The 21116-nt window shown below is 35.3% G+C and carries 16 protein-coding genes and 1 pseudogene; 7 read left to right on the top strand and 10 right to left on the bottom strand.

Annotated features, from left to right (window positions below; genetic code table 11):
- Nucleotides 1–15 precede the first annotated feature (15 nt).
- On the top strand, nt 16–2094 hold the full coding sequence (locus AAGD68_RS04135; protein WP_264688427.1) for an acetyl-CoA carboxylase biotin carboxylase subunit: 2079 nt from the start codon (nt 16–18) through the stop codon (nt 2092–2094).
- Here the strand turns inward: AAGD68_RS04135 and AAGD68_RS04130 are convergent.
- Genes AAGD68_RS04130 through AAGD68_RS04105 form a run of 6 tightly spaced genes read right to left on the bottom strand, consistent with a single transcriptional unit; the run spans nt 2077 to nt 6650 of the window.
- On the bottom strand, nt 2077–3075 hold the full coding sequence (locus AAGD68_RS04130) for a COX15/CtaA family protein (RefSeq protein WP_253309463.1): 999 nt from the start codon (nt 3073–3075) through the stop codon (nt 2077–2079). The two genes, AAGD68_RS04135 and AAGD68_RS04130, sit on opposite strands and share 18 nt — an antisense overlap.
- Entirely contained in the window at nt 3057–4655 is a 1599-nt protein-coding gene (locus AAGD68_RS04125; protein ID WP_309166964.1) for a glycosyltransferase family 2 protein, read from the bottom strand. Before AAGD68_RS04125 ends, AAGD68_RS04130 begins: the two co-directional genes overlap by 19 nt.
- A gap of 14 nt (nt 4656–4669) precedes the next feature.
- On the bottom strand, nt 4670–5146 hold the full coding sequence (locus AAGD68_RS04120; RefSeq protein WP_064125097.1) for a hypothetical protein: 477 nt from the start codon (nt 5144–5146) through the stop codon (nt 4670–4672).
- 8 nt (nt 5147–5154) lie between these two features.
- The gene (locus tag AAGD68_RS04115; protein ID WP_264688424.1) at nt 5155–5634 is read right to left on the bottom strand and encodes a hypothetical protein; all 480 of its coding nucleotides are present in this window, start codon (nt 5632–5634) and stop codon (nt 5155–5157) included.
- Between the two features lie 3 nt (nt 5635–5637).
- Nucleotides 5638–5865, bottom strand: a complete 228-nt coding sequence (locus AAGD68_RS04110; protein ID WP_250294934.1) for a F0F1 ATP synthase subunit C — start codon at nt 5863–5865, stop codon at nt 5638–5640.
- Between the two features lie 59 nt (nt 5866–5924).
- Entirely contained in the window at nt 5925–6650 is a 726-nt protein-coding gene (locus AAGD68_RS04105) for a F0F1 ATP synthase subunit A (RefSeq protein ID WP_253309466.1), read from the bottom strand.
- 230 nt (nt 6651–6880) lie between these two features.
- Between AAGD68_RS04105 and AAGD68_RS04100 the strand changes: the two genes are divergently transcribed.
- Together AAGD68_RS04100 and pheT are read left to right on the top strand one after the other, a co-directional pair.
- Nucleotides 6881–7168: a hypothetical protein gene (locus AAGD68_RS04100; protein ID WP_253309467.1), complete on the top strand. Its 288-nt coding sequence runs from the start codon at nt 6881–6883 to the stop codon at nt 7166–7168.
- A gap of 120 nt (nt 7169–7288) precedes the next feature.
- Nucleotides 7289–9685, top strand: coding sequence for a phenylalanine--tRNA ligase subunit beta (gene pheT / locus AAGD68_RS04095; protein WP_341814136.1), 2397 nt, complete (start codon nt 7289–7291; stop codon nt 9683–9685).
- On the opposite strand, the gene AAGD68_RS04090 is transcribed toward pheT, so the two are convergent.
- From AAGD68_RS04090 to hemJ, 4 genes are all read right to left on the bottom strand, one after another.
- Complete coding sequence (locus AAGD68_RS04090; RefSeq protein ID WP_265045048.1) at nt 9679–12366, bottom strand: hypothetical protein; 2688 nt, start codon at nt 12364–12366, stop codon at nt 9679–9681. The genes pheT and AAGD68_RS04090 overlap by 7 nt on opposite strands.
- Before the next feature lie 68 nt (nt 12367–12434).
- Nucleotides 12435–15821 carry an isoleucine--tRNA ligase gene (gene ileS, locus AAGD68_RS04085; RefSeq protein WP_253309963.1) on the bottom strand — a complete coding sequence of 1129 codons (3387 nt, stop codon included), beginning with the start codon at nt 15819–15821 and terminating at the stop codon, nt 12435–12437.
- A 334-nt stretch (nt 15822–16155) separates the two neighbouring features.
- Entirely contained in the window at nt 16156–17475 is a 1320-nt protein-coding gene (gene miaB / locus AAGD68_RS04080; RefSeq protein WP_264688421.1) for a tRNA (N6-isopentenyl adenosine(37)-C2)-methylthiotransferase MiaB, read from the bottom strand.
- Nucleotides 17476–17744: 269 nt separating this feature from the next.
- Nucleotides 17745–18173, bottom strand: a complete 429-nt coding sequence (gene hemJ, locus AAGD68_RS04075) for a protoporphyrinogen oxidase HemJ (protein ID WP_341814135.1) — start codon at nt 18171–18173, stop codon at nt 17745–17747.
- A 65-nt stretch (nt 18174–18238) separates the two neighbouring features.
- On the opposite strand from hemJ, the gene pdhA reads away from it, so the two are divergent.
- From pdhA to AAGD68_RS04055, 4 genes and pseudogenes are all read left to right on the top strand, one after another.
- Nucleotides 18239–19219, top strand: coding sequence for a pyruvate dehydrogenase (acetyl-transferring) E1 component subunit alpha (gene pdhA / locus AAGD68_RS04070; protein ID WP_253302779.1), 981 nt, complete (start codon nt 18239–18241; stop codon nt 19217–19219).
- 160 nt (nt 19220–19379) lie between these two features.
- Nucleotides 19380–19628, top strand: a complete 249-nt coding sequence (locus AAGD68_RS04065) for a hypothetical protein (RefSeq protein WP_264688419.1) — start codon at nt 19380–19382, stop codon at nt 19626–19628.
- Between the two features lie 134 nt (nt 19629–19762).
- Nucleotides 19763–19900 (top strand): hypothetical protein, encoded by a 138-nt coding sequence (locus tag AAGD68_RS04060; protein WP_341814134.1) that lies wholly within the window; start codon nt 19763–19765, stop codon nt 19898–19900.
- A gap of 144 nt (nt 19901–20044) precedes the next feature.
- Nucleotides 20045–21060, top strand: a pseudogene (locus tag AAGD68_RS04055) (IS110 family transposase).
- Nucleotides 21061–21116 lie beyond the last annotated feature (56 nt).

The following is a 21116-nucleotide window of genomic DNA, read 5'->3' as shown; positions in this document are numbered from 1 at the left end:
AAGTATACTGATACGATGACGGAAAAGAAGTACAGTAAGATTTTAATAGCAAACAGAGGAGAGATTGCTTGCAGGATTATCAGAACTGCCCATAAGATGGATATATCTTGTGTATGCGTATATTCGGATGCGGATATAAATTCTGTGCATGTAAGGCAAGCAGATGAGTCGAGGTATATTGGCCCTTCGCCATCTTGCCTCAGTTACTTAAACATCGAAAAAATATGCGAGGTAGCAGTTGAAACAGGTGCACAGGCAGTTCATCCTGGTTATGGGTTTTTAGCGGAAAATCCAGATTTTCCACGTGCTCTTCAAAAACATAATATAGACTTCATCGGTCCCAGTGCAGAAACAATAGAAGTTACAGCCAATAAAATAACGGCAAAAGAAGAGGCAAGAAAGGCTAGAGTAAATGTAGTACCAGGATATATGGGCAAGATTAAAGATGTCGCTCATGCAGCCATCGTTGCTGAAGAAATTGGCTTTCCGGTTATGCTTAAAGCTGCATCAGGCGGTGGTGGCAAAGGAATGCGAATTGTAAATTCCAAAAAAGAAATTGAACTAGCGTTCACATCAGCAACAAATGAAGCAGAGAAAAGTTTTAAGGATGGCAGTATCTTTATAGAGAAATATATAGAACTACCAAGACATATTGAAATACAAATCATAGCAGATAAATATGGCAATATAGTGTGTCTTGGAGAAAGAGAATGCTCGATACAAAGGAATAACCAGAAAATAATGGAAGAAACGCCAAGTCCATTCATTAGTGAAGAAGTAAGACAAAAAATGTATGTCCAATGTGTTTCTCTGGCAAAGCAAGTTGGCTATTTTTCAGCAGGCACTGTTGAGTTTGTTGTAGATAAAGACCAAAACTTCTATTTTCTTGAGGTAAATACGAGATTGCAAGTTGAGCATCCAGTAACAGAATTTATAACTGGAATAGACATAGTAGAAGAAATGATTAGAACTTCCTGTGGAGAGAAATTGAGATTCAATCAGGATGATATTAAACTTACTGGTTCTGCAATAGAAAGTAGAATTTGCGCTGAAGACCCATCGAAGAAATTTTTCCCTTCCAGCGGAAGAATAAAATATTACGATAAACCGGATGAAAATGATTATGTAAGAATAGATGATGGAGTTGCTGCAGGTTCAGAAATTAGCACGTTCTATGACTCAATGATTGCAAAAGTTATAACATATGGAAAAGATAGAGTAGAAGCGATCAGTAGAATGCAAAAAGCATTGTCTGAATGCTATATAGAAGGAGTAACAAATAATATAGAATTTCTAGAATCCATCTTCCATCACCCAAATTTTATTGCAGCAAAGCTCCATACGAGATTCATTCCAGACCATTACCCTAGTGGGTTTCACGGCGATTTTGTTACAGAGGAGTATATTAAAATATTTATTTTCACTGCGTTATATGTTCATTTGGAAAATGAAGAAAGGTACCATCATAAAGCAGTGAATGAAACACCTCAGGTGTCATTCCAGTGCGTGACACTGGAATCTAGTAAAAAAGAAGGGGCACCAGTATCAGCTACTCGGATGGCAGGTGACCGTGCAAGAGATTTATTCATAGTGAATATAAATGACAATGAGTACTCCGTAAGTGCAAGATATCAAGATAATATATTAACAACAGTATATAACCACAATACATACTCTGTAGTAGGCAAGTGGAAATCAAGTCATAAGTTACTATATATTACAATTAATGATGATGCTGATATAACATTTAAAGTAGAAAAACAAGGCAGCAAATACTTCATAAGACATGCAGGCATGAAAGCTGAGTGTTGTATATTTAAGCCTCATGTAGCTGAATTAAGTAGGTTAATGCTAAATAATGAAACAGAAGGGATTTCAGCAGATGCTGTAAAATCCCCAATATCTGGCTTATTAGTTAAGTTGCACGTAAATATAGGAGATCAGGTGGAAATAGGACAACCTTTATTTGTGGTGGAGGCAATGAAAATGGAAAATATCATATGTGCTGAAGCAGCAATGGTGATAAAAAATATTCTCGTTCAAGAAGGAAAAAATGTGCAGATTGGTGATGTAGTATTAGCTCTGCTTTCTTAAATAACACAAGAAGTATAAACTTGACCCAAACAAGATAAATGAAAACACTTGATGAGCTATGGCAATGGCTATTGGTATGTGCAATAATAGAGTAATTACACCCAAAATGATCTGAATGATAACGGAGAGCAGCATAATATATACCGGTTTTACGCTAGCATTTTTTACTGTGAGTATTACTACCAAAGCTAGTATTAGCAATGCCAGTGCTCGATGTATAAATTGCACTGTTGCTCTGTTCTCAAAGATATTCAGCCATATAGGGTGTAAGAAAAATAAATCTTCTGGAACGATTTGTCCGTCCATTAGTGGAAAGGTATTGTAAATCAAACCAGCATTTAATCCCGCAACAAACGCACCGAAAATTATTTGTATTACAATTAGGGCCAAAATCATCCCTGTGTAGTATATAGTGTCACTACTAATCTTAAGTTTAGTTTGCTTTGGCCTGATTTGGTAATCAAAAAATTGATATGACAATAATGCAAAGACAATTAATGCTAATAATAAGTGAAGTGCAAGCCTATAGTGGCTAACATGAGGTTCAGTTACTAAACCACTTTTAACCATATACCAACCAGCAAAAGCTTGTAAAGCTCCAAATAATAATGCCACAAATAGCCTTATTACTACCTTTTTAGATATTTTTCTTCTTAATGTAAAATATATAAATGGCAGGACAAAAACTAAACCTGTTAGTCTTGCAACCAATCTGTGTACATATTCTATTAAGTATATAGCCTGAAATTCCTCCATACTCATACCATAGTTGAATGCTTTATACTCAGGTGTAGTTTCATATTTTAATTTTTCTTGTAGCCAATCTTGTCCACTCAGTGGTGGCAATGTTCCAGTGATGGGTTTCCACTCCGTGATTGACAATCCTGCTTTTGAAAGTCTGGTAAATCCACCAATCCCCACCATGAGAATTACCATAATACAGCAGAGAAAAAGCCAAATAGCTACAGGTTTTGATTCCATAAACCATGCTGAGTTTTGTTCCATCGCTCAGGGTAAAGAATAAATTCCCATAAGGCAAGAAAAGCTGCAACACTATGTAGCAGACTATAGACCGGAAAAAATATCGATACTATATAAAAATAAAAAGGCATCTTTTGCTGTTTGACAGCTATTACCAAAAGAATCAGGTTAGTAACGTATACCACTACAAAGTAGTACAAAAATAATTCATTTAAAACTTTAGTTAATATCAATGAAAGCAGTAAAAATGGAGTAGTAAAAAATATAAAAGCTGCAGAGCCAACAAAAAGATTCAATAGCAAAATTCCCTTAAATCCAGTGTGTTTATAAAGTGACTTTATATTTTTTAAATGAACAATATAAGTTTGCATATAGCCTTTGATCCAGCGCGCTCTTTGCTTAATCCAAGCAAATACAGCAATTGGTGACTCTTCCAATGTTTCTGAGTCAATCATCCTGGTTTTATATCCCATTTGCGCAAGTCTCAAACCAAGGTCAGCATCTTCGGTAACACTATAAGCATCCCAGAAAAACAATTTTTTTAGAATTTTTACTGAAAAATGATTACTGCTACCACCCAAAGGCATTGGCATGTTCATTTTTTGGAATCCAGGCAATAAGTATTGAAACCAGTTCATATACTCCAGAGAAAAGGATTTTGTCAGAAAATTATGATCATAATTATAGTAATTCAACCTTGCCTGTACACAGGCAAGCTTATCGTCGCCCTTATTAAATTCAATCAGTGCTTTTTTTAACTGCAATGGGTCTGGTTTATCATCCGCATCATATATTACTGCATACTTTCCTCTAGCAAAGCTCATAGCATAATTGCATGACTTGGCTTTTGTTCTAGGCAAAGAATGAGGCACTTTTATTACTTCAAAATACTGTGGTAAAGTGTACTTTTCTATAGCTGCTAGCGTTTCCTGGTCATCACTTTCTACCTGAAGCTTCACATCTAATTTCGATTTTGGATAATCCAAACTTTCAATGCTTTCGATCAATTGCTCTATCACTGCACTTTCTTTAAAAGCAGGCAATAAAATAGTATATATAGGAAAATCTTCTTCATTCAGCTTACTATAATCCACTTTTTGGTTGGAGGTTTCACATAAGTTAAAAATTGTAGCTATAAACTTGAATAAATAACTAGAACATCCGATTATAAATATCAACATCAAAGCAAAATATGTATATTTCTCTGTTAGTGTTAAAATTGAAGTTACAATAAAGAAAGAAGCAAAAAATATTGAGCTTAGTTTAATGCTTTTAGCTGAAAAATTAGCATTCTTGTAATATAAGTAGTTGCTTGCAAATTCTGAAATACCAAAGTGCGAGTTAAGAAGATTTAAAATCTGTTCGCTATCCACTTTTATTAATACATAGTCAATACCGTAATGAGCTTCGACCCAACGGTTGATATCTCGGCTTGTGTCTTCAACCATAAAAAAAGTAGTATCATTTAATTTTTGCCAAGGAATTATATTAAATTTATAGTAAAAAAGTTTCTCTTGCTCTTTGCATAAACTAGAATCAAACTTAATTTTTTCTACATTATCAGCTTGAAGTATAGGCAATTGTTGCATTAAACCTAATGCAATTTTTTATTTAAGTCACGTGAAAATGAAGATATGACCTCGCTACTACGCTTATCATCTTTACGTTCATGCATTATTTTTTTTACAGCATCAGCAGCTATATTCGCTGTGTTAGCCTGTAAGTCTCCAAGAGCTTTTTCAACTTGGTCAGTGACTTTCTTCAAGTTAGAATGGGCATTGTCATCTAATGTCTGATCTAGCTGCTGTCTATTGTGCTTAATGATACTATTAGCTTTATCAAGTGCTTCATTCATCATTTTATTAACTTCTGCATCTAATTCTTTGTATTTTTCAGAAGATTTTTTGTAATACTCCAACATATCTTTCCTGAATTTTTCAGTTTCTTCACTTGAAAATTTGCTTTTGTTACGCTTATTGTTAAGCGCATTTTTTATCACTTTCTTTAGCAATTTATACGAAAGGACAAAACTTACCAAGAAGGCAAGACCGATAATCAGTGATGTAGACATAAAAACCCCTAAAATTCTTTGGACACCAAGTCAGCAACAAACTCCTCTTCAATTTCAGAATTGGTCAATTTAGTATAATAAATTAAAGCAATACTAGTAGCCATTTGTTTTAACTGATCAGTATATTCAGATTTAAATTCTGCCACTTTTTCTTCAATAAGCTTGCTCATTTTTTTGTCTTCCTCTTCTAATATATTCTTAACATTAGCTCTCATTTCTTCTACCTGAGCAAGTGCATCATCTATGATCCTTTTTGCCTGTATTCTAGCTTGGTTTAAAGCGGCATTATACTTGGCAATCTGCTCTTCCGTGAGTCTTAAAAGATGAACAGAACTATTAAAAGAATCCAATACTTTTTTACTTCTAGTGCTTATTATTTCATCTAACTTTGGTAAAAATAAACAACTTACTACGAAAAAAAGTGAAGAGAAAAAAATTAAAAACCAAAAAACTTGAGAAAAGAAGTTTGAAACATCAAGCTGTGGCATGTGTTAAGCAACAAATATTAATAATACTGCAAGTAAAAACGCAAGCAATCCCATTATTTCAACCATAGCAGCACCAATATAAACGTAAGTTTTCATTTTACCTTCCGATTCAGGATTCCTCGCAATCCCATTCAGCATAGCAGAAAAGATATTAGCTATACCTAAACCAGCACCGAGCATTCCAAACGCAACTAAACCAATTGCTATAAATTTTAAAGCTACTAAATCCATATATTACCTTTAAACATTTCTTTATAATATAATTGTAAAATATTCTGCAAGGAAGTCAATTACTTTACTGCATCTGACAAATATACACATGTTAATATAGTAAATATATAAGCTTGTAAAACTGCAACAAATACTTCAAACCCTATCAATGCAATTATGAACAAAAACGGCGCAGGAGTGAGAAATATGTTCATATTTACAATAAACCCTGCTATCACTTTGATAATTGTATGACCCGCAATCATATTTGCTGCAAGCCTTATTGATAGGCTAATCGGCCTTACTAAATAAGCAAACAACTTAATAATAATTATTATAGGTGCAAGCCACGAAGGAGTTCCTTTTGGTAGCAATATGCGTAAAAATTCTACTCCCCTTTCTTTAAATCCAACAATCGTTATATAAATAAAAACCACCATCGATAAAGCGAAGGTGACTATCACATGACTTGTGACCGTGAAACTATAAGGAAGAACACCAACCAAATTACATGATAAAATGAAAATAAACACTGTAAATATCAATGGAATGTGCTGCAAGCCTTTGCTTCCAGTGTTACTTTCTATTATTGAAACAACAAAATCATATACATATTCAACTGCAGCTTGCAAATATCCTGGTATTACTGACCCCTTCTTTATTCCAAAAAGCAAAAAGAGTATCACCAATATCACCGAAATCATCATGAAAAGAGATGAATTGGTAAAGCTTACGTCATACCCAAATAACCTAGGTAACTCTATTATTGTATATACTTTAAACTGTTCCAGTGGATTTAATGCCATTTTAATCTGAACTATAAACAGTAAATAAAGTATGAATTTTATAGGACAAAGTCAAGAATTAAGATAAAGCCCTGTATCATTATAACATTGATACATTAACAAAATATGTAATTAGAGTGTTAATTACAGTCAGCTCTGTATTTTAAAACTTACTAATCTTATTAAATAATTCAATATCTTGACTTAACATCTTATTTTAATTATAATTTAATTTTTAGTGAGGTATTATTATGAACGAAATAGATTTTATTAACACTAATCATCCTTTAAATTTAGAGCAGGAATTTGGTAGTGGATACATTAAACTAACAGATGGCTCCTTTAACGAATATACTGGCCATTATCAAATGGGAAGCGAAATACTAGATAAAAGCCATAATATGATAGGAAACTTAACTATTGATGGTTACATTCATAACTTCCATGAAGATAACCACAATATGAATCTTAAGCTCTCTATGGAGATAGATTTAAAAGGTGATATCGAGAAGATAAATTCTCTCTACAATAATATATAAAATTACAAAAACTTCTGCATCCTTGTTTATGATGTAGAAGTTACCTTTTATTCCATTACAACAAGCTTTAAAAGCACTACATTTTATATTACAATAACTCTTTTATTTCTTTAAAGGTTCATGAAATTCACATTATCTTGGTTATTAGAACACTTAGAAACCAATGCTAGTTTAGAAGAAATTACCGATAAATTAACTCACATAGGGTTAGAAGTAGAAGATGTGATCGACAATACCAAATTAGCTGGTTTTATTGTTGCAAAAGTATTAGAAGTTGCACCTCATCCAAATGCCGATAAATTAAAATTATGTAAAGTAGATGACAGAAGTAAAACTCTACAAATAGTTTGCGGAGCAAACAATGTTAGAGAAGGTATGAAAACTGTGCTTGCATCTCTTGGTAGCACATTGCCAGAAAGTGATTTCACAATCAAGCCTACAAAAATACGAGGAGTGCTAAGTGAAGGGATGCTCTGCTCTGCTTCTGAACTTGCGCTAGTTCAAGAGGAAAGTGAAGGAATAATCGAGCTTTCCGATGATTATAAAGTAGGGGATAAATTTTTCAATTGTGACCCTGTAATTGATATAAATGTTACTCCAAACCGTGGAGATTGCTTAGGCATTTATGGAATAGCTCGCGACCTTGCTGCAACTGGAATTGGGACATTAAAGACTTTAAGCATTCCACAACTTACCAGCTCCATAAATTCACCAATCGATGTTGAAGTGACTGACGGAGAAAGTTTTATTAGTGGAATATACATCGCCAATGTAAAAAATCAAGAAAGCCCAAAGTGGCTAAAAGATAAATTGGAATCGATAGGAATGCGCTCCATTTCTACAATAGTTGACATTACTAACTATATTATGATATCTTTTAATCGTCCAATGCATGCGTTTGATGCAAACAAAGTAGATGGCAAACTTACAATAAGAAAAGCAAATGATGGAGAAAGCTTCTTTGCTTTAAATGGTAAGGAATATTTACTGGACAATAATATAAACATTTATTCTGATAGTAAAAATATTCATGGAGTTGCTGGAATTATAGGTGGAAAGTACAGTGAATGTACTCTTGAAACCACCAATATTTTTTTGGAATTAGCTTTGCTCGATCCAATCTCTATCACTAAATCTTCAAGACAGCTCAGCATCTCCACAGACGCTAGTTACAGATTTGCACGTTCAATCGATCCTGGATTTACCCTTGATGGACTCAATCTTGCAGCCAAAATGATTTTGGATTTATGTGGTGGAGAAGTCTCAAGCGTAGTGTCTGCCGGTAATCTAGATAAAGAATACACCTCTGTCATCCAAGTAGCTGACACTGGGATCCAGAAAAAACCATGCCGGAATGATGCTAAGATAAGCCTTGATTACCAAGATATAAACAAGTTTGGAAGTGTATCTGTATCACCTGATGAGACGTTCGATATCTTAACGAAACTAGGGTTTAGTATTGATAAAAAAACCGAAGGCAATTGGAATGTACAAGTACCAAGCTGGAGACCGGACGTGACTATACCTGCTGACCTAATTGAAGAAGTAACAAGAATATACGGCTATGACAAAATAAAAGAAGAACCACTACCAAATAATGTTGAAGAAGTAGATAGTACATACGACAATTTGCGTATTTTGATGACAAACAGAGGGTTTCATGAAGTGCTAACCTGGTCATTTATGAGTGAATCAACAGCTGAAAAATTTGGTTACTCGAATAAGTTATTTATCATCGATAATCCGTTTAACAATAACTTTAATATGATGAGACCAAGTATTATGCCAAATTTATTGCAAGTCACTGCTGATAATATTGCCCATGGAGTATCTGATCTTGCAATCTTCGAAATTGGGCCGATTTACGATGGTGAAGCTCAGTCTAAACATGTCTTAAGTGGAATAAGAACAGGAAATAATTTACCGCGAAACCATTATAATATTGATAGGAAAGTAGATGTTTTTGACGCAAAGGCTGATTGCATAGCAGCTTTGGAGTTTTTTAACGTCAATTGCGATAATTTAACGATAGAGAGAGCAGAAAAAGAACATTACCACCCAGGAAAGTCAGGCACTCTCTCTTTTAAGAATAAAGTAGCAGGTTATTTTGGAGAGTTGCATCCTAATATATTAGATCTTTTTGACATCAAGCAAAAAGTTGTAGGTTTTGAGGTAATACTAGAAAATATTGAAAATTTACCTGTAAGTAGAAAGAAATTTATCGATTATAAATACCAAAGTGTAAAACGTGATTTTGCATTTATTGTAAATAAGGATGTGGAAGTAGGTAACATAATCAATGTGGTAAAAAAAAGCTCAGAGCTCATCACAGAAGTTTTAGTATTTGACGTATACCATGGAAACAATATAGAACCGAATAAGATGTCTATAGCATTGTCAGTTACTTTCTGCTCTCCAATCCACACTTTAACTGAAAAAGAGATCCAAAAAGAATCAAGTGCTATAGTCAATTTGGTATATGAAAATACCGGAGGAACTTTGAGAACTCATCATTGAGTCACAATCATAGTGTTCTGCTTTTGCTGTGTCACACTTACTTCATCCAATCTATTCCCAATCTTGAATTCAACATCCTTAAAAAATCTATTCCACATTCCATGCAAATGCTCTTCTACTTTAGGCCATACATCATTTTTAAATGTTTTCCCATCATCAGAAAATACATCACCTATCAAGGCTCCTACTTCTTCATAACTTGATTCGAAATGTTGAAGAAATGTCTCTATTTCCTTATGAGTATCATGTGCCACACTCAACGCTTTTCCTTCTGTGCTCTTATCTTTGTTTACGGTAGCTGACCATCCAATCACATTATAATTAAAACCAACTTTAAGAGAGTTCCAAATCTTCCACAAACTATTCCCATTATCTTTTGGTACATTATTTATTATGAGGTTCGCTAACCTGTCTACCAGAGGAGACAATAAATCTTGACAAAAATGCTTGATATTATCTTTCGTTTTAATCACAGGATATTTGATGCATCTTTCTGCCAAATAGTACTCAAGTTCCGCTTCCTCTAATAATCTCTTAATTGCTTCTTCGTTAAAAGTTTCATGCTCGAACGCTTTCAGTAAATCATCTTCTATTATTGCAAATTTTATTTTTTCACGAGATTCCAGCTCTTCTCTATAATTATTTTTTGTTTCTTCATTTATCAACAATCCTTCTTTTTTTAACTCTAATTGCTCTAATGCTTCTAAAATTTCTTGGTTATTTCGCAAGCATAACTCTATTAACTCCATACTTGAAGATTTCTCTTCTTTACTATTTTTCTCAACATCCAAATCCTCATTCTGCTTTCCTATTATTTCCTTCAGTCTTGTAGGTTGCGTAAAATATTCTCCAATTTCTTTTCGATAAGAAACAATCTTGTTTACTAGACGTTTTTCATCTTCTCCATTGAATAGCATGTCCTTATTATCTTCTACATTCTTTATACTTTCCCCTTGCTTTTCAAATAACTCTTGAATTCTACATCTTGTTATTTCTAAATACATCTTCTCTACAAAGTCATTCACTTTATCCGAAGTCCTTGTTTCCTTTAATTCACTAAAATCTTCTGCTAAAGATTGCTTTATTTTTTTATCTGACTTACTCAGTAGAGTGTTAATAGTCCTTATTCTCGATTCTATTAGCCTTTCCTCAACTTTTTGATCATCATATTCAAATTTAAAAAGATCTTCTAATTTCCTTTTTAAAGCACCATCTTTTAAGTTACCGTTTTTCCTATTTTTATGCATCTCTTTTAATTTTTCACATATCCCATTATATCTTTTCTGTCCTATTTCTCTTAAATCCTTAATCTCTCTTTCAGCATTATCTAGAGCTTTCTTTGTTTCTTGAGGGTACATATCTTCATAAGTATTAATTATTGTCCTTTCAGCTATTTTCCCTTCTTTTATAAGCTGTTTCCATTTTGCTTTAAACATAGGAAGCCCTCTATCGTCCAAGTCATCTGGTACTTTTGCTCCTGCTTTTTTTAGATCTTCTAGTATCATTTCCTTTTCAGTCGGCAATTCCTTACCTTGGCTTTTCAGTTCTTGCTCCACTAATACCTCTTTCAGTCTTTCTTCTAATGAAAAATCTTCCTTTTCCTCTCTTCTTTTTTGTGCAAATTTAATTGCTTGTATAAAAGCAACTCGATAAGCATTTTGTATTAAGTAATTCACCAGTTTAGAATCTACACTATCCACCACTTTCAGTCTGAATTCGTTCAACAGTTCCTTCAGCTTATCATATGTAATATCTTTTCCTTCTAGCTTCATTAGCTCTTCCATAGTCTTTGCGAATTCCTGAATCGAAATTGCAAGCACATTCTTGATCTCATTACGTAAAGGCCTAAGGCCGTTTTTTAAATTGATATTAGCTGATAATTTCAGTATGGTATTATGTTCTGAATCACGTGCAACATTAAACCAACTACCATCTTTATCTTCATATAAATCTCTAAGTAATTGTTCAAATTGCGGTGGAAACTTAACTTCCATATCCCACTTAATGTCCAACTTACCAGCATCTATTTCACGAAAAGACACTTCAATATTCTGGTGTTCATTCTGATATAACCCATTACTTATTTTTAGAGCAGCAACCAAAGAATGAGATAACTTTCTGTTTGTAAGATAAAAAGTAGCTAAGGCGGGTGTTGCAGGAATAATTAAGGCTATAAGCACAGCTATATCAACAAGAATTGCAATTGCAGCAAGAACGCCATATGCCAATCTTTTTGCTGTACTTACCTCACTCTTTTTTGTTTTACTTTCCTCTGAACTGGTTTGTGTTTTACTGTTTGTTTTATATATAACTAACCCCAATGCAACAGAAGCAACATAAGGAAACATTAAAACTGATAGAGCTGAATTTAATACTTTCTTCTCCAGGCAAGCTCTGTTTATTTCCTTAAATATTTCGCTTGATATATTATACCAGGAAGTAAAAAAATCGGAGCCGTAACCTTTATAATGAAATATACTTAGTGGAATGCTAAAATCAGCACCTATTTTTTTTAAATTACTAACAGATTCTTGCTCTTCCAAAGTAGCAACAGGTCCTTCCTGTTTTTCTGAAGTAGCAAAAGATTCTCTTTGTAAATTAGGTTGTCCATTTAATGCATCTAAATCACCACTATTGTTATTTAAGTCAACAACTTCCTCACAACCTACAACAGCATTCATACCATAACCTTATCCAATTACCTTAAGTATAGCATAAATACTGACAATCTTGCAACTTTATTAAAAATCTAACGCTCAATGCTAACATTTAAATCCTGATATTCCTTAGAATAAAAGTTAGTTCCAATTTCTGTATTAATGTCCAAAGATAAGGCAAGGGTCTGCTCTTTTATATATTCAATCCACGTATTTATTGCTTCCTTAATTTTCTCATCTTCTGTTTTGATTATTACTCTGATTCTATCGGACATATGAAAATCAGCTTGTTTCCTAGTTTCCTGAATGAGCCTCACTACATCTCTTGCAAGCCCTTCTAGAATCAATTCATCATTTAAAGTAGTGTTTAGGATAACAACCCCTTTGTTGTTATCAAATACAGAGGAGAATTCACTGTTTGCTTTTAATAATAGTTCATATTCGCCTTTTTCTATGATATAATTTTCTGACTCGTCCCCCAAAAATATGAGACCTCTTTCTGTCATTCCAGCGCGTGACGCTGGAATCTGCGTCTGGATCCCAGTGTCAGCTACTCGGATGACACCGGATTCAACTTGTTTCCACTTTCCTTGTTTAACATATTGAACCAGTGTCTTAATCTTCTCCGGAATTCTTTTTCCAAGCACAGGGAAGTTGAGTTTTAACTCTAGTGATGCAATATCTTCAAGTCTGTTTACTAACTTCAGTTTTTTTACATTTACCTCATCTTTTATCATCTCTTGGTACTCATTTGAGTTTTCAGCACACTGGATCCCAGTGTCACGCACTGGGATGACAGAAAACGGCTCACCTTCAAGAAAACTACAGGAAGACTGATGATAAATGATCATACTGCCAAGTGGCTGTCTGATACGTATATTAAAAGTGTTTCTAATAGAGAGTGCAGAGTTACATATCTCTCTCACTAGATCCATTTTGGCAATGAGCTGACTATCAAACTTCTCTAATTGTGGGAAATCAGCCAAATGAACAGATGTTTCTTCATACTTAAGCCCTTGCCATATATTCTCTGTTATAAGTGGCAACAAAGGGGCTGCAGCTCTTAGTATGTAATAAAAAACCGTATATAGAACATTATAAGCATCAGTTTTATCCTGATCCAAATCACTTTTCCAAAAACGCTCGCGACTGCGACGAATATACCAATTATTTAGCACTTCAAAAAAGTTCATCAAAATTTTGCAAGCCTCTTGGGAGTTATAGCTGTTCATAGAAGTTTGGATACTTTCTACAGCTTCAAAACATTTGGAAATCATGTAGCGATCAATAGTACTTTGATAATCCTTACAAACTTCAGCTTTAATTCCATCTGCATTTGCATACATGGTAAAAAAGTGATAACTGTTCCAAATAGGTTTTATTACGTTTTTCAGAACGTCTCGTACTAAATTCCCTTCTTTATCAAGTAGCAAATTACCACCACAAACAATAGATCCAGAAAGCATAAGAAAACGCAGTGCATCAGAACCGTATCTATCAAAAACCTCCATTGGATCTGCATAGTTATTCAAACGCTTGGACAATTTTTGCCCTTTTACATCCAAAACAACACCGTGGCATATGCAGTTCTTAAATGGTTCCCTATCAAACAAAGCAGTGGACAATACAAAGAGCGTATAAAACCACCCCCTGGTTTGCGCTATGTATTCAGTGATAAAATCTGCAGTTTCAAACCACTCCTTATTTTCAAACGGATAGTGGACTTGTGCGAATGGCATCGAGCCAGATTCAAACCAGCAGTCAAATACGTCAGGCACACGACGCATAACTGATTTTCCTGTTGGATCATCAGGATTTGGCCTCGTTAAAGTATCGATAAATGGTCTGTGCAAATCATCTACTTTAACATTAAAATCTCGCTCTAGTTCTTCTATCGAACCATATACATCCACTCTTGGATATCTTGTATCATCTGATTGCCACACAGGAATCGGAGTACCCCAGAATCGATTGCGTGAAATTGACCAGTCGTGTGCCCCTTCAAGCCATTTTCCAAATTGACCATCTCTAATGTGGTTTGGTATCCAATTAACTCTCTTATTTAGCTCTACCATTCTGCTTTTGAATTTTGTAACGGCAACATACCAAGAAGGCATAGTGCGATAGATCAAAGGAGTGTCAGTTCTCCAGCAGTGTGGATAATTGTGAATATATTGTTCAGTTTTGAACCAGTTTCCTTGTTCTTTCAATTTTTTTATTACTGTATCATTGGTATCAAAAACATGAACCCCTGCCAAATCTGAAACTTCAGCAGTAAATTTTCCACTGTTATCAATTGGACAAATAACTGGAATATCATGGCTTTGGCAAAGGTAAAAATCTTCCTCACCAAATCCAGGAGCAGTGTGTACAACGCCAGTACCATCTTCTCCTGTAACATAATCAGCAACAAAAACACGGAATGCATTCTTTGTATCTTTAAAGTAATCAAACAGCGGCTTATAGGAAAGGCCTGCAAGATCATTCGCTTTAAGTTTTATATTGCAGTTTTCATATGGAATATTGTTTTGTTCAGAGTGGCTGATAAATTTTTCTAGGTAGCTTTCAGCGAAAATATAAATTTCACTCTTCACTGAACTCCTTTCATTAACTTCTGTCATCCCAGTGCTTCGACACTGGGATCCAGAAATAGATTCCAGCGTCACGCGCTGGGATGACACCAAAGAGTGGACTGACACTGCACAATACTTGATGTCCTTTCCTATCGCCAATGCCAGATTGCTAGGAAGAGTCCAAGGAGTTGTAGTCCAAGCAAGTAATTTACATTTTTGTTTAACACTTTTAAACTGCTGTGGGTTTTCTAAAAGCTCAAATGCAACAGTTACAGCTTTGCTAGTCTTTTCTCTATATGCGTTATCAAGCCTTGTTTCAAAATTGGATAATGGAGTTTCGCACGCCCAGCTATATGGAACAACGCGTACTGATTCATACACTAGACCCTTATCATAAAGCTGTTTAAATGCCCACATGACCGACTCCATGAATGATTTATCCATGGTTTTATAGTCATTATGAAAATCCACCCACCTTGCCTGCCTATTGACATATTTTTCCCACTCTGATGAAAATCTCATTACAGAAGTACGACAATGGTTATTGAATTTTTCAATGCCGAATTTTTCTATCTCAGTTCTACCAGATATTCCAAGTTCTTTTTCTGCACCCATCTCAGCCGGTAATCCATGGCAATCCCAACCAAATCTACGTTCAACCCTTTTTTGAAGCATAGTTTGATATCTTGCAAATGCGTCTTTGATGAAACCAGTGAGTAAATGTCCATAATGTGGAAGTCCATTTGCAAACGGAGGCCCATCATAAAACACAAAACAATTATCCTTGGAACGTTCTCCAACTGACCGCTCAAAAACTTTATTTTCCTGCCAAAATTTTATGATTTCTTTTTCTAACGACGAAAAATCAGGACTACTTACTGTATCAGGATAATGCTTTGACTTCATGTTCATTTTGACCGGATAAAGCCAAAGAATATAGGGCTTTCTAGAAAATTACAAATGCAAAAAGAAACAAACTTATTCCTGCACCCCACACCCTATAGCTAACACAATCCCACGTCATACCGCGATTCATTCGCGGTATCTCAGCTTAACCGTCATATCGTCACGGTATCTCTAGATCCCGCTAACAAGTAGCGGGATGACGGTTGTCGGTAAGCCTAAATTACTTTAGCTATAGTTGATAAACTTGAAATAAACTACGTGAAGTACTTCTATCTTGTTCTATAGGGGTACTTTCTCTCAATCAAAATAATTCTCTGACGGATGTCCAACAGAGCTATCCTGCACCACACCCCAACAAACTATTCTGCCGAGCTTCCAATACCTTCACATTTACTATTTTATCTCTATACTTCCCTTCAGGATCATCAATGCACACTGATTGCATATATGGGCTTTTACCAATAATTTGGTTTTGGTGTTTGCCTTTTTTATCACTGAACAAAGCAGGTATAGTTTTGCCTACCATACTCTGGTTAAACTCAAGTTGTTGCTTACTAATTAATTTCTGTAAACGAAGAAGGCGTTCTGTTTTAACCTCTTCTGGTACTTGATCTTTTCTTTCTGCTCCTGGTGTACCTGGTCTTGGGCTATATTTAAAGCTATAAGCCTGAGCATATCTAATTTTTTCTACTAATTTTACAGTTTCTTCAAAATCTTTTTCGGTTTCTCCAGGAAAACCAACAATAAAATCAGAAGAAAATTCGATTTCAGGTTTCAATTTGCGAAATCTGTCTATTATTTCCAAATACTCCTCTGCAGTGTGCTTTCTGTTCATCGCGTGCAATATTTTATTCGAACCTGACTGCACAGGCAGGTGAATAAATGGCATGAGTTTTGGCTCTTCCGCATGTGCCAAGTAGAGAGATTCATGCATATCTCTTGGATGAGAAGTTGTATAACGAATCCTCTCTAGCTTTTCAATTTTAGCAATATGACTAACTAATTTGCCTAAATCCCACACTTCCCCTTCGCATTTCCCATGGTAAGCATTGACGTTCTGACCAAGCAAATTGATTTCCTTCGCCCCATTTGCAACTAATTTCAATGCTTCACGAAATATTTCATTCACTGGCCGTGAATACTCAGCTCCACGAGTATATGGTACTACACAAAACGTACAAAATTTATCACAACCTTCTTGTATGGCAAGAAACGCAGAAGACCCCTGGCTATTGCCATAGCATTCATCTGGCAATTTATCAAACTTTGCAACTTCAGGAAAATCAGTGTTTATTACATGACCTTTACTTCTGCTTGCTTTGACTATCAGCTCCGGTAAGGTAGCGATACTCTGCGGACCAACAACAATATCAACAAAAGGAGCCCTTCTGAATACTTCTTCTCCCTCTGCTTGCGCTACACATCCAGCCACCACTATAGTAATTTCTTTTCGTGACGAATGAATCTTCCCGAGCTCAGAATAAAGCTTTTCTGCTGCCTTCTCTCTAATGTGACAAGTGTTCAGTATCACCAAATCAGCTTTTTCTGCATCACTAACAACGTTGAACCCCAAAGGTTTAATTATATTTTCCATTAAAACGGAGTCATAAACGTTCATCTGACAGCCGTAAGTTTTAATATATAGGCCTTTCATATTTGGTATGTCTTTTTCAAAACCCTACATATAATCACATTAAATGTCCAACAGACCAGCGCGTGACGCTAGTGAACTTGCTAGCACAATAGATTTTTATAAAATTGGATCCCAATGTCAAGCACACAGCTATTGCAACTCGACTTCACCAGTATCCCTGTAAAAATCATTGGTAAACCTCAGTAACTTTAGCTTATGTTATTTTCAAAAAAGTCAAAAATGAAAATAGAAGAGTAGCTGAGCTTTCTGCTTTTTCTGGGTAAGGTCAGTCAAAAAGGTTTTACAACAACCATAATAACTATAACTATTATCAATACTGTAACTGCTTCATTTAAAACATGAAAATAAACGTGTTTTTTTTCATTTGAACCCATTGCAAAATTTTTCCTATATTTTGCAAGTAGCATATGAATAATTAACATCAAAAGTATTGCAAATGCTTTTACATGAAACCATCCTTCACGATATGCTTCCCTAATAACCATTAATGTGATTCCAAGACCAAGTGAGAAAAGCATTGCAGGGTTTATGATATATCTAAGTAGCCTCTTTTCCATTGTTTGAAGCAAGCTATCATTTTCCGATCCCGGTTTTACAGTTGCGTGGTAGACATAAAGCCTGGGTAAATAAAGCATACCTGCCATCCACATAATGGCGGAGATAACGTGAAAAGCTTCAAGCCAGTGGTAGTAATCCATTGAGATTTATTACAAAATGTTAAAAATTTCTGATATTATTTTAGTTTAATGAAAAAGAAATCGATATGAAAGCAGAAAATTTCACTAAAGAACAGATAATTGGATTCTACAGGAAAATGCTACTCATACGCAGATTTGAAGAAAAAGCAGGACAATTATATGGAATGGGATTAATAGGTGGGTTCTGTCACCTATCAATAGGGCAAGAAGCAGTTGCAGTTGGAACTCAAGCTGCATCAAAATTAGGTGACGCTTTTATCACAAGTTATAGAGACCATGGCTTAATGCTCGCATGTAATTCTGATCCAAATGTTGTAATGGCAGAACTCACTGGCAAAGAAACAGGATGCTCGAAAGGTAAAGGTGGTTCGATGCACGTATTTGACGTTGCAAAAAAATTCTTCGGCGGACATGGAATAGTGGGGGCACAAGTTCCAATTGGCACAGGAATAGCATTTGCTAATAAATATAAGAAAAGAGACAACGTGGTGTTCACGTATTTTGGTGACGGTGCTGTAAATCAAGGGCAAACATATGAATCATTTAATATGGCAGCTTTATGGAAGTTACCTGTAGTTTATATTATAGAGAATAACGGATATGCAATGGGTACTTCTGTAGAAAGATCCACTTTGGTAACTGAGCTATATAAAAAAGGAGAAAGTTTTGGTATTCCTGGAAAACAAGTTGATGGAATGGATTTTTTCTCTGTTTATGCGGCTACAAGCGAAGCAGCGGAACACACACGCAGCGGAAAAGGGCCTATCCTGCTTGAAATGAAGACATATCGATATCGCGGCCATTCGATGTCAGATCCTGCTACTTATCGCTTAAAAGAAGAAGTTGAAGATATGAAGCAAAATCATGACCCTATAGGCACTTTAAAGAAATACATGATAGATAATAAAATTGCTTCAGAAGAAGAATGTAAAGTAATTGATAAGGAAGTACGTGATTTAGTAAAAAAGTCGGAAGATTTTGCCAAAAATAGTAAAGAACCAAGCGTTGATGAGTTGTATACTGATGTTTATAAATTTGTTAGCTAAGTAGGCTTCTTTTTTTTATCCAGGTGGCAACTAACTGTACGAACATTGTATAGTAAACGATGTCATTCAAGTAGCTCCTTCTCCCGTCATCTAAGTAGCCTTCTTCTTGTCATCCGAGTAGCTGAAACTGATTCCTTTATGACGGCCCAGTGCCCTCTTCTTGTCATCCCAGTGCCCTGACTACTTGGATCCAGGAAAAAGAATGGTGTCATCCCAGTGCCCCGACACTGGGATCCAGAAAAGTTTGCTTGTAAGCAAGCAAACTAGCATAGAAAGTGGTTACAACATTTTCGATGAGATTATATGGAAAACTGGATCCCAGTGTCTGGGCACTGGGATGACAGCAGTCCTACGTCATACCGCGATTCATTCCTACGTCATACCGCGATTCATTCGCGGTATCTCTTAACATAGATCCCGCTAACAAGCAGCGGGATGACGAGATGCCACCGCGAACCGTCATACCGTCACGGAATAATTAACCGTCATACCGCGATTCATTCGCGGTATCTCTTAACATAGATCCCGCTAACAAGCAGCGGGATGACGGTTGTCAGGGTGTCATCCCAGCGCCTCTATGATGTCATCCCAGTGCCTCCTTCTTGTATCTTGTCAAAAGCATCTAATGTTTTAAGCTTAAGCATTAGGTGGAGAAGGGAGGAACTCTGTGCTTCTTCTTAGATATAAAATCTGTAGAGGAGATAAGAATTCCCTTCTCAAAAGTATAGGCTGGACGGTATCGTAGAAAGACCTGAATGGTTCTAATTCTGTATTCACAAGGTTAGCCTTACTTTTCATTTTTAATGGTAACGTATGGGGTTATATATGATCAACAACTTTTTGGGCATAGATATATCAAAAGATCGCTTTGATGTTTTTCTCTCATTTATAAGCAAAAAAGGAAAGCGTGAAACTAGAAAAAGAAGCTTTAAGAACGATGGTTTCAAAGTCTACTGAATTTTCTACACAAACATAATGTAGAAAAAGTAAAAACCTGCATGGAATCTACTGGTTGTTATAGCGAAGCACTGGCTGAATTTCTACACAATGCTGGACATTTTGTAAGTGTTGTAAATCCTTATTGCATAAAATCTTATGCAAGGAGTAAGCTGATACGACAAAAGAATGATCAGACCGATGCAGAAGTTATTGCTGATTATTGCCAAAGACAGGAACCTTCTAGTTGGACACCACCTTCTCCTGAAATGAAAAAATTAAAACATCTTTATCGTTGCTCAGTTGCGTTAAAAGATGAGTTAACATTAGTAAATAACCACTTAGAAAAAAAAGAGAGACTGCCTAAAGAAGTTGCAAATGCTTGGGAAGACCTTGCAATGAATATAGCTCAAAAAATAGAAACAATAAAAAACTCCGTACGTGAACTATTAAATCAACACAAAGAATTGTTGGAAAATTTTCAACTTCTATTGACTATTCCAGGCATAGGAGAAGAATCAGCAATAGCTATTTTAGCTGAAGTTTCTGATATAGAGGTTTTTAGAGATGCCAGGCAATTGGCAGCATATACAGGAGTTATACCACGAAATATGACGTCAGGTTCCTCTGTATATGCCAAACCCAGATTAAGTAAATCCGGTTCACAAACATTACGTAAGGCACTTTTCTTTCCTGCCATAGTAGCTAAGAATCACAATCCTATCATTATGAGCTTTTGCCAAAGATTAAAGGAAAAGGGTAAGCATAATATGGCCATCGTTGGTGCTGCAATGCGTAAGCTACTCCATATCATTTTCGGTATTCTGACATCCAAAAGTGCTTTTGATCCTAACCATATCAAAAACTACAGGGCTAGGAGGTTGACTGAAGGTTTAGTACTTTAAAATCAAAAATGCTTCCTATCTATCTTATGTAAAGTGGTATCTTACACAAATTTATT

Source organism: Wolbachia endosymbiont (group A) of Machimus atricapillus (assembly GCF_964027095.1).
Classification (GTDB): domain Bacteria; phylum Pseudomonadota; class Alphaproteobacteria; order Rickettsiales; family Anaplasmataceae; genus Wolbachia.
This window is presented reverse-complemented; position numbering and strand designations above follow the sequence as displayed.

Bases quoted from the DNA above. Each gene is read 5' to 3' on its own strand.
- AAGD68_RS04135 (WP_264688427.1), top strand. From the start codon at position 16: ATGACGGAAAAGAAGTACAGTAAGATTTTAATAGCAAACAGAGGAGAG.
- AAGD68_RS04130 (WP_253309463.1), bottom strand. From the start codon at position 3,075: ATGGAATCAAAACCTGTAGCTATTTGGCTTTTTCTCTGCTGTATTATG.
- AAGD68_RS04120 (WP_064125097.1), bottom strand. From the start codon at position 5,146: ATGTCTACATCACTGATTATCGGTCTTGCCTTCTTGGTAAGTTTTGTC.
- AAGD68_RS04115 (WP_264688424.1), bottom strand. From the start codon at position 5,634: ATGCCACAGCTTGATGTTTCAAACTTCTTTTCTCAAGTTTTTTGGTTT.
- AAGD68_RS04110 (WP_250294934.1), bottom strand. From the start codon at position 5,865: ATGGATTTAGTAGCTTTAAAATTTATAGCAATTGGTTTAGTTGCGTTT.
- AAGD68_RS04105 (WP_253309466.1), bottom strand. From the start codon at position 6,650: ATGGCATTAAATCCACTGGAACAGTTTAAAGTATATACAATAATAGAG.
- AAGD68_RS04100 (WP_253309467.1), top strand. From the start codon at position 6,881: ATGAACGAAATAGATTTTATTAACACTAATCATCCTTTAAATTTAGAG.
- pheT (WP_341814136.1), top strand. From the start codon at position 7,289: ATGAAATTCACATTATCTTGGTTATTAGAACACTTAGAAACCAATGCT.
- AAGD68_RS04090 (WP_265045048.1), bottom strand. From the start codon at position 12,366: ATGAATGCTGTTGTAGGTTGTGAGGAAGTTGTTGACTTAAATAACAAT.
- ileS (WP_253309963.1), bottom strand. From the start codon at position 15,821: ATGAAGTCAAAGCATTATCCTGATACAGTAAGTAGTCCTGATTTTTCG.
- miaB (WP_264688421.1), bottom strand. From the start codon at position 17,475: ATGAAAGGCCTATATATTAAAACTTACGGCTGTCAGATGAACGTTTAT.
- hemJ (WP_341814135.1), bottom strand. From the start codon at position 18,173: ATGGATTACTACCACTGGCTTGAAGCTTTTCACGTTATCTCCGCCATT.
- pdhA (WP_253302779.1), top strand. From the start codon at position 18,239: ATGAAAGCAGAAAATTTCACTAAAGAACAGATAATTGGATTCTACAGG.
- AAGD68_RS04060 (WP_341814134.1), top strand. From the start codon at position 19,763: ATGACGGTTGTCAGGGTGTCATCCCAGCGCCTCTATGATGTCATCCCA.